Annotated in this window: 8 protein-coding genes; 3 read left to right on the plus strand and 5 right to left on the minus strand. The window is 73.1% G+C overall.

Annotated features, from left to right (window positions below; all coding sequences use genetic code 11):
* Positions 1–542: 542 nt before the first annotated feature.
* Both ACFXA3_RS05210 and ACFXA3_RS05215 read right to left on the minus strand, forming a co-directional pair.
* The gene (locus ACFXA3_RS05210) at positions 543–2,066 is read right to left on the minus strand and encodes an aldehyde dehydrogenase family protein (protein ID WP_385182168.1); all 1,524 of its coding nucleotides are present in this window, start codon (positions 2,064–2,066) and stop codon (positions 543–545) included.
* Between the two features lie 55 nt (positions 2,067–2,121).
* Positions 2,122–3,468: a GAF domain-containing protein gene (locus ACFXA3_RS05215; protein ID WP_385182171.1), complete on the minus strand. Its 1,347-nt coding sequence runs from the start codon at positions 3,466–3,468 to the stop codon at positions 2,122–2,124.
* A 182-nt stretch (positions 3,469–3,650) separates the two neighbouring features.
* Here ACFXA3_RS05215 and ACFXA3_RS05220 point away from each other — a divergent pair, with 182 nt between their 5' ends.
* Positions 3,651–3,833, plus strand: coding sequence for a hypothetical protein (locus tag ACFXA3_RS05220; protein WP_054223207.1), 183 nt, complete (start codon positions 3,651–3,653; stop codon positions 3,831–3,833).
* An 82-nt stretch (positions 3,834–3,915) separates the two neighbouring features.
* On the opposite strand, the gene ACFXA3_RS05225 is transcribed toward ACFXA3_RS05220, so the two are convergent.
* Both ACFXA3_RS05225 and ACFXA3_RS05230 read right to left on the minus strand, forming a co-directional pair.
* A complete protein-coding gene (locus ACFXA3_RS05225; RefSeq protein WP_385182187.1) occupies positions 3,916–4,371 on the minus strand; it encodes an SAM-dependent methyltransferase in 456 nt (151 codons plus the stop codon).
* A 21-nt stretch (positions 4,372–4,392) separates the two neighbouring features.
* Positions 4,393–5,187: a hypothetical protein gene (locus ACFXA3_RS05230; protein ID WP_385182173.1), complete on the minus strand. Its 795-nt coding sequence runs from the start codon at positions 5,185–5,187 to the stop codon at positions 4,393–4,395.
* A gap of 135 nt (positions 5,188–5,322) precedes the next feature.
* On the opposite strand from ACFXA3_RS05230, the gene ACFXA3_RS05235 reads away from it, so the two are divergent.
* Positions 5,323–6,237 carry an oxygenase MpaB family protein gene (locus ACFXA3_RS05235; protein ID WP_385182176.1) on the plus strand — a complete coding sequence of 305 codons (915 nt, stop codon included), beginning with the start codon at positions 5,323–5,325 and terminating at the stop codon, positions 6,235–6,237.
* A gap of 66 nt (positions 6,238–6,303) precedes the next feature.
* Here the strand turns inward: ACFXA3_RS05235 and ACFXA3_RS05240 are convergent, their stop codons facing one another.
* Complete coding sequence (locus tag ACFXA3_RS05240; protein ID WP_385182179.1) at positions 6,304–6,903, minus strand: class I SAM-dependent methyltransferase; 600 nt, start codon at positions 6,901–6,903, stop codon at positions 6,304–6,306.
* A 176-nt stretch (positions 6,904–7,079) separates the two neighbouring features.
* Here ACFXA3_RS05240 and ACFXA3_RS05245 point away from each other — a divergent pair.
* Positions 7,080–7,836: MHYT domain-containing protein (locus ACFXA3_RS05245; protein ID WP_385182182.1), on the plus strand; the 757-nt coding region annotated here is incomplete at its 3' end.

Genomic DNA, 7,836 nt, shown 5'->3' on the forward strand with positions numbered 1-7,836 from the left:
TACGAGTGCAGTCGGCGCCGGTGTGAGTGCCGTCCGGAGCGGACGTTGCGGGCGCGGTCGTGGCGCTCCCATTCCTCGTCGTGCCCAGTCTCGTCGTCTTCCTCTTCCGTGTCGCCGACTTCATTGGTGAGGCGTGACAGGTGATGAGGATGCCCCGGGTCGGTCCCAGGGAAACCGCGGGCTTGAAGATCGAACCGAGCATGACGTGGCGGAGCTCACCGCGAGTCGAGGGCGTGTCGGCAGGCTGTGCGCGGCCACTGACAGCCCGCCGGGCAATCGGTCCCTTCCGCTCTGGGGTGAGTTGACGTACCAGGTCGGGTACATGGCCGCCGGCGCGATGGCCATGGGGACCATGTGATGAAAGTGGTGGGGCACGGGCACGAAGGGCGTGCCCACGCCCGCGGCGCGCGTTGGAGAGCAGAGCCGTCCAGCTACGCCCTGCCACCACAGTGTCAGAGGGGTGTCGCCTGCCTCGGTCCGCACGGGAACGTGGTCCGTGACTGGCCCGCGAGACGCGGCTGAGCGGCTCCGTCCCGCAAGCTCTAGAAGAACCCGAGCTTCTTCGGCGAGTAGGACACGAGCAGGTTCTTCGTCTGCTGGTAGTGCTCCAGCATCATCTTGTGGGTTTCCCGGCCGATGCCCGACTGCTTGTAGCCGCCGAAGGCGGCGTGTGCCGGGTAGGCGTGGTAGCAGTTCGTCCAGACGCGGCCCGCCTGGATGGCGCGGCCCGCGCGGTAGGCCGTGTTGATGTCCCGCGTCCAGACGCCGGCGCCCAGTCCGTACGCGGTGTCGTTCGCGATGCGGATGGCGTCGTCGAAGTCCTGGAACGAGGTCACGGAGACCACCGGGCCGAAGATCTCCTCCTGGAAGATCCGCATCCGGTTGTCCCCCTCGAAGATGGTCGGCTCTACGTAGAAGCCGCCCGCCAGGTCCCCGTCCTGGTCGATCCGGTGGCCGCCCGTGAGGATCTTCGCGCCTTCCTTCTGGCCGATCTCCACGTACGACAGGACCTTCCGCAGCTGCTCCTCCGAGGCTTGCGCGCCGATCATCGTGTCCGTGTCCAGCGGGTGTCCCGGCACGATCAGTTCGGTGCGGGCCACGGCCGCGTCCAGGAAGTCCCCGTACCGGCCGCGCTCGATCAGCGCGCGTGAGGGGCTCGTACACACCTCGCCCTGGTTCAGGGCGAACATGGCGAACCCCTCCAGCGCCTTGTCGCGCAGGTCGTCGTCGGTGGTCCAGATGTCGTCGAAGAAGAGGTTCGGGCTCTTGCCGCCGAGTTCGAGGGTGACCGGCTTCAGGTGCTCCGCCGCGTACTGCATGATCAGCCGGCCGGTGGAGGTCTCCCCGGTGAACGCGATCTTCGCCACGCGCGGGCTCGACGCCAGCGGCTTGCCCGCCTCCTCGCCGAAGCCGTTGACGATGTTCACCACGCCCGGCGGCAGCAGGTCCGCCACCAGGCTCAGCCAGTAGTGCACCGAGGCCGGGGTCTGCTCGGCCGGCTTCAGCACCACCGTGTTCCCGGCCGCCAGCGCCGGAGCCAGCTTCCACACCGCCATCAGGATCGGGAAGTTCCACGGGATGATCTGCCCGACCACGCCCAGCGGTTCGTGGAAGTGGTAGGCGACGGTGTCGTCGTCGAGCTGGCTCAGTGCGCCCTCCTGGGCGCGCAGCGCACCCGCGAAGTAGCGGAACTGGTCGATGGCCAGCGGCATGTCCGCGGCGAGCGTCTCCCGGATCGGCTTGCCGTTCTCCCAGGTCTCCGCGACCGCCAGGGCCTCCAGGTGCTGCTCCATCCGGTCCGCGATGCGCAGCAGGATCGTCGACCGCTCGGCGACCGGGGTGCGTCCCCAGGCGGGCGCCGCGGCGTGCCCCGCGTCCAGCGCCCGCTCCACGTCCTCGGCCGTGCCGCGCGCCACCTCGGTGAAGGTCTGGCCGTTGACGGGGGAGGGGTTGGCGAAGTACCGGCCGAGAGCGGGTTCGACGTACTCGCCGCCGATGAAGTGGCCGTAGCGGGACGCGTACGACATCAGCGCGCCCTCGGTTCCGGGCGCAGCGTAACGGGCCATGGTCGTCCTCCCCTTGCCGGGCGCCGCCCGCCGTCGGACGGTGCTCGGGAGGAGGCTAGGAGCGGGCAGGTTGCGGATACGTTGCACGGCGCGGCCGCGCCGGCTCCCGCCGGGCGGACGCCGGTTCGGCGCGGGGTACGGGCGCGGCGCCGGTGCCGAGTTCGCCGTCGAGGGCGCGTACGCGGGCCAGCGCGGCCGGACGCGCCTGTGGCGGCAGCGCCGCGGCCAGCGCCCGCCACACCGCGGCGTCGTCCGCGCCCCACGGCGTGCACACCCAGTCGCTCAGCAGTCCCGCGTCAGCCCGGGCGATCACCGCGGCCCGGGCCTGGTCCTCGATCCGGCGCCGCAGCCGGACGATGCCCGGCGCCGTCGAGCCGGGGAGCAGCGGACCGGCGTAGTGCTGCAGCGCCGCCGAAACGGCGCCCGCCGCCAGGTCCCGGGTCACGACCGTGAAATCGGCCTCCAGCGGCGCCGCCGTCCGGTACGGCCGCGAGAGCGGGGCGCGGTCCCCCAGCAGTCCGCGCAGCCGTGACATTTCGGCGCGCAGCGTCACCGGTGACACCGACTCGTCCTCGTACAGCGCGATCGCCAGTTCCTCTCCCGACAGCCCCGCCGGATGGTGCGCGAGCAGCGCCATGATCTCGCTGTGCCGCCGCCCCAGACGCAGGCGGGCACCCCCGCGGACCAGCAGCGCCTCGTCCTGGCCGAGGGCTGTCAGACGGTCCCCGGCGGGCGGCGGGAAAGGGTCCAGCAGCGCCAGCCGGCCCTCCGCGGCCCGGGCCACCGCCTGCACGAAGGCGAGGGAGTGCGGATGGGCCAGGCCGTCCCCGCCGGTGATGTCCACCGCACCGAGCAGCCGTCCGGTCCGGGGATCGCGCACCGGAGCCGCCGCACACGTCCAGGGGTGGACCCGGCGGCTGAAGTGCTCGGCCCCGAACACCTGGACCGGCGCCCCGACGGCGACGGCCGTGCCGGGGGCGTTCGTGCCCATCGCCGTCTCGGCCCAGCGGGCGCCCGGTACGAAGCCCAGCCGCTCCGCCCGCCGCAGCGTGGCCGCCTCGCCCTCCACCCACAGCAGGCTGCCGCGGGCGTCGCACACCGCCAGCAGATGGGCCCCGTGCGTCGCGAACGCCCCGACGAGCTCCCGGAACACCGGCATCACCCGGGCCAGGGGGTGCTGCGCCCGGTACGAGCGCAGCTCCGCCTCCGCCAGCTCGACCCGGGGCGTGCACTCCGGGCTGACCCGGGCCCGGGCGCACCGTCGCCAGGACTTCGCGATCACCGGCCGGACCTCCGGCTCGAACCGCCCGTCCCGGGTGAAAGCGGTGTGCGCCCGCCTCAGCACGCGCGTCCGCTCGGCGGGGTCGGCCCCGCCCGGCAGCGCCACCGGCGGATCGTCCATGCACCCTCCCGTGGGCCGCGTACCCGGAGCGCCCCCATCGTCGTACCGGTCCGGGGCCGCGACAAGCGCTGCGTCGGCCACACGGCGTTCCGAAACACCACCGCGAGGGTGCCACCGGGAACGCGCCGGCGGGGCGGGGCGTTGAGGGGGTAGTGGACGACGACAGGTGGAGGTGTCCGCAGATGTCCAAGCGCGGCAAGGTCGCGGTTGCCGGGGTCGCGGCAGCCCTCGTGTTGTTCTGGACGGTCGGCTTCTGGGCGGGACTGCTGGTCCTGATCGGGGTTCCGGCCGCCGCCTACCTGCTGCTGGACTCCTCCCAGCGGCGCCGCCTGCGGGGTTTGTCCAGGAAGCAGCTGGGCCGCTGACCGCGCCCTGACCGCCGGGGCGGTCGAGCGGAGCCGTCATGCCCTCGGCGGGCCCGTGGCGCGCCGAGGGCGGCGGCCGGTTTCAGTAGTAGTCGCGCATCAGCGTCGTCGCCCATTGCGGCTGGCTCGGTTCGCCGCGCGGACCGAATTCCGTCATGTACGGCTTCAGGTCGAGGACGGGTGTGCCGTCGACCGCGTCCAGGCCCTCCACGTGCACGTCCAGGCCGTCCACCGCCAGGATCCGGCACCGGGAGACACCCAGGCGGTTCGGCCTGTTCTTGCCGCGCTGGGCGAAGATGCCGACCAGCGGCCAGTCCGGGTTGCCCCGGGGGTGCCGTGCCCCGGTCTCGATCTTCTCCACCGGGACCCGGTCGAAGTGGTAGACGACCTCCAGGTGCGAGAACTCCGCCAGCCCGTACAGGGCCTCCGGACCGAACCGCGCGGCATCGAGCCGGATCACGGACCTCTCCCGCCCCCAGTCGTCGTCGGCCACCTCCGTGCGGCCGCCCACCACCACGGCCACCGGCTCCGATTCCACCAGCACAGCGTCTCCTTCGGTTCAGGCCGGGCGTACGGCGATCCGGTCCAGGGCGGTGAGCAGCTCCGCGAGCTCCGGCAGACCCAGATCGGGATCCCCGTCGCCGGGGACCGCGAGGACCTCGCCCGGCTCCTCGTCGAGCAGTACGAAGGCCGCTTCGCCGGTCCGGGCCACCAGCGACCACCCGGGACCGTCCGCCCGCAGCGTCCGCGCCCCCTCGCCGGCGAAGGAGGACCGCACCCGGCCGGGCGGCGGCGGGCTCTGCGTGTAGGCCAGGACCTCCTGGAGGGCCCGCGCGAGCCCGGGGTGCGCCGCGGCCGCCGCTCCGCCGTCCTCCGCGACCTGCTCCCGCCAGTCGGCCCACTCCCGGGCGATCTGGTCCGCGCCCATGCGCCGCTGCACCGGTCCCCACGCCTCGGCGGACGGCGGTGCCAGCGGCACCCGCCCGGTGCCGTCGGCGCCCTGCTCCGGGTCGTGCGGCTCCGGGACCCCCGGCGCCGCCACCGACAGGTCCAGCGGCCAGCCCGCCAGCGACACCACGATCGACCGCTCGTCCGGCGACAGGTCGTATTCCATGCCGCAGTCCCAGGAGGCGATCGCCATGGCCACGAGCGAGACGTCGTCCACGACGACCGTCCAGCGCGCGCCCTCCTCGTCCTGGCCGAGCACCAGCCCGTACCCCTGCGCCGCCGGCTTCACGCCCAGCAGCGAGCACGCCTCGGGGAAATCGTCGCCCAGGACGCCCGGGAACCGGGCGGGGGTCAGCAGCACGGCGGTCAGCACGTAGAGCGAACCGCCCCCTTCCTCGTCGGACACGTGGCCTCCCGGTCGCTCTCTCGTCGGCGCACCCTAACCAGCGGGTAACCCTCGCGTCGAGAGCCTGCGGGCGCCGATTTCCAAGCCCGCCACCTGCACGTAGAGTTGGCCACCCGCCACAGAAAGGGACACCCGGTGCAGCGTTACGACCGGCTGAGGGAGATCCTCCGTCTCGACCCCGACAAGGACTTCCTCGCCATCTACCGGCTCACCGCCACCTACGAGTTCCCCTGGGACTTCACCCGCGCCCTGGAGCTCGCCCTCTTCCGCACCTACGCGGTCCCGAGCATCGGCCGCCTGCTGGCCGAGACGGCCGAGTTCACGGACCGCCCGCAGAAGCGGTACGACGACACGGCGCTGCTCCTCGACGCCGTCGTGGAGCACGGTTTCGAGAGCGAGACCGCACGCACCGCGATCCGCCGCGTCAACCAGATGCACCGCGCCTACGACATCACCAACGAGGACATGCGCTACGTCCTGTGCACGTTCGTGGTGATTCCGGTGCGCTGGATGGACGCCTACGCCTGGCGTCCGATGACCCACCACGAGCGCCGTGCCGGCGCGAACTACTACGCGGAACTGGGCCGACACCTGGGCATCAAGGACATCCCGGGCTCCTACGAGGAGTTCGAGGAGACCCTGAACGCCTACGAGGAGGCTCATTTCGGCTGGGACGAGGGCGGCCGCAAGGTCGCCGACTCCACCATCGGCCTGATGGCCTCCTGGTACCCGGCGCCGCTCGCCCCCGCGGTGCGCGCCCTGAGCCTCTCGCTCCTCGACGAGCCGCTGCTGTCCGCCTTCCGCTACGAGAGCCCCGGCCCGCAGGTCAAGCGGCTGGTCCGGGGCGCCCTGAAGCTGCGCGGCCGCGCCGTCCGGCTGCTGCCGCCGCGCAAGGCCCCGCACTACGCCCGGCAGAACCCGGAGATCAAGGGCTACCCCCACGGCTACGACGTGGGCGAGCTCGGCACGTTTCCCGTGCCCGGCTCGGGGGGATGCCCCGTGCCGCATCCCCGCCGGCCGGCCGGAGCCGAGGCCCAGCCCCCGGCGTGATGCGGGGCACCTCCCCGGACCCCGGGCGAGGTGCCTGCGTACGTCTTCACGAGGTGGGTGTACGGCTCAGGGCCGACGCGCCGCGAGCACGAGGAAGCGGTCGTCCTCGTCGGCGTACGAGGTCATGTCCCAGCCCGAACCGGTCAGCAGCGGGCCGAGGTTGTGCTCGGCCCGCAGGTCGTCCGGGGTCAGCTCGCGGCCGTGCCGGGCCGCCAGGGCCGCTCGCCCGATGGGGTGAAACAGGGCGAGCCGGCCGCCGGGGCGGACGACGCGGGCGAGCTCGCGCAGGTTCGCCTCCGGATCGGGCAGGTGCGCGATCAGCCCGGCGGCGAACACGGCGTCGAGCACTCCGTCGCGCAGCGGCAGCCGGGCCACGTCCGCGAGCAGCAGCGTGCCCTCGGCGCCCCGCCCCGCCTGCAGCGCGGCGGCCAGCATCTGCGGGGTGAGGTCCGCGCCGAGCACCGTGCCGGCCGGGCCGACGGCGGCGCGCAGCGCCGGCAGCGCGCGCCCGGTCCCGCAGCCCGCGTCGAGGACGCGGTCCCCGGGGTGCAGGCCGAATTCGGCCACGGCCTTCGTGAACGCGGGCCCGTCCGCCGGGAACTTCCGGTCCCAGCCGGCGGCGCGTGCCCCGAAGAACTCCTGCACGTGCGTGTGGTCTTCGCTCATGTGGACATGATCCCCCACACCACTCGTGGCGGGATGCGTGCGATGTGCGCGGTGCGCGCAAGGTGGCGTGTGGCGCGGTCGAAGACGAACGCGGCTCTGTCATATTCCAGCAGTTCCAGCGGCTTTCGAAATGCGCCCCTTGTTCGTGCCCTCACCCGGACTAGCGTCCCGGGGCCATGGGACACCTCGACCATGCGGCCTACGGCTGGCTGACACCCGTACTGTCATATGTGATGGCATCCATCGGTGCCGCCCTCGGGCTGCGCTGCACCGTCCGCGCGCTCGCCGCGACGACCCGGTCCTCCCGACGCAACTGGCTCCTCACCGCGGCCTCCGCCATCGGCACCGGCATCTGGACCATGCACTTCGTGGCGATGCTCGGCTTCAACGTCACCGGCACCGAGATCCACTACGACGTGCCGCTGACCATCCTCAGCCTCCTGGTCGCCGTCCTCGTCGTCGGCGCCGGGGTGTTCGCCGTCGGCTACGGCCGGGCCCGCGGTCGCGCCCTGGTCCTCGGCGGTCTCACCACCGGCCTCGGCGTCGCCAGCATGCACTACCTCGGCATGGCCGCCCTGCGCCTGCACGGCAGCGTCTCGTACGACCCGCTGATGGTCGGGCTCTCGGTCGCCATCGCCGTCGTCGCGGCCACCGCCGCGCTCTGGGCGGCGCTCCACATCAAGGCGCCGGTCGCCGTCGCCATCGCCTCCCTCGTCATGGGCGCGGCCGTCAGCAGCATGCACTACACCGGGATGATGGCGGTCGCCGTCCGCGTCGTGCCCTCCGACCAGGCCCTGCACGGGGCGACCGCGATGCAGTTCGTCTTCCCGCTCGCCGTCGGGCTCGGTTCGTACCTCTTCGTCACCGCCGCGGGGGGGGGGCGCGCACCCCCCCCCCCCCCACACCCCCCCCCCCCCCAACCCCCCCCCCCCC

Origin of the sequence: Streptomyces sp. NPDC059456 (genome assembly GCF_042750055.1) — a bacterium.
Taxonomy (GTDB): Bacteria; Actinomycetota; Actinomycetes; order Streptomycetales; family Streptomycetaceae; genus Streptomyces.

Bases quoted from the DNA above. Each gene is read 5' to 3' on its own strand.
- ACFXA3_RS05240 (WP_385182179.1), bottom strand. From the start codon at position 6,903: ATGAGCGAAGACCACACGCACGTGCAGGAGTTCTTCGGGGCACGCGCC.
- ACFXA3_RS05215 (WP_385182171.1), bottom strand. From the start codon at position 3,468: ATGGACGATCCGCCGGTGGCGCTGCCGGGCGGGGCCGACCCCGCCGAG.
- ACFXA3_RS05210 (WP_385182168.1), bottom strand. From the start codon at position 2,066: ATGGCCCGTTACGCTGCGCCCGGAACCGAGGGCGCGCTGATGTCGTAC.
- ACFXA3_RS05220 (WP_054223207.1), top strand. From the start codon at position 3,651: ATGTCCAAGCGCGGCAAGGTCGCGGTTGCCGGGGTCGCGGCAGCCCTC.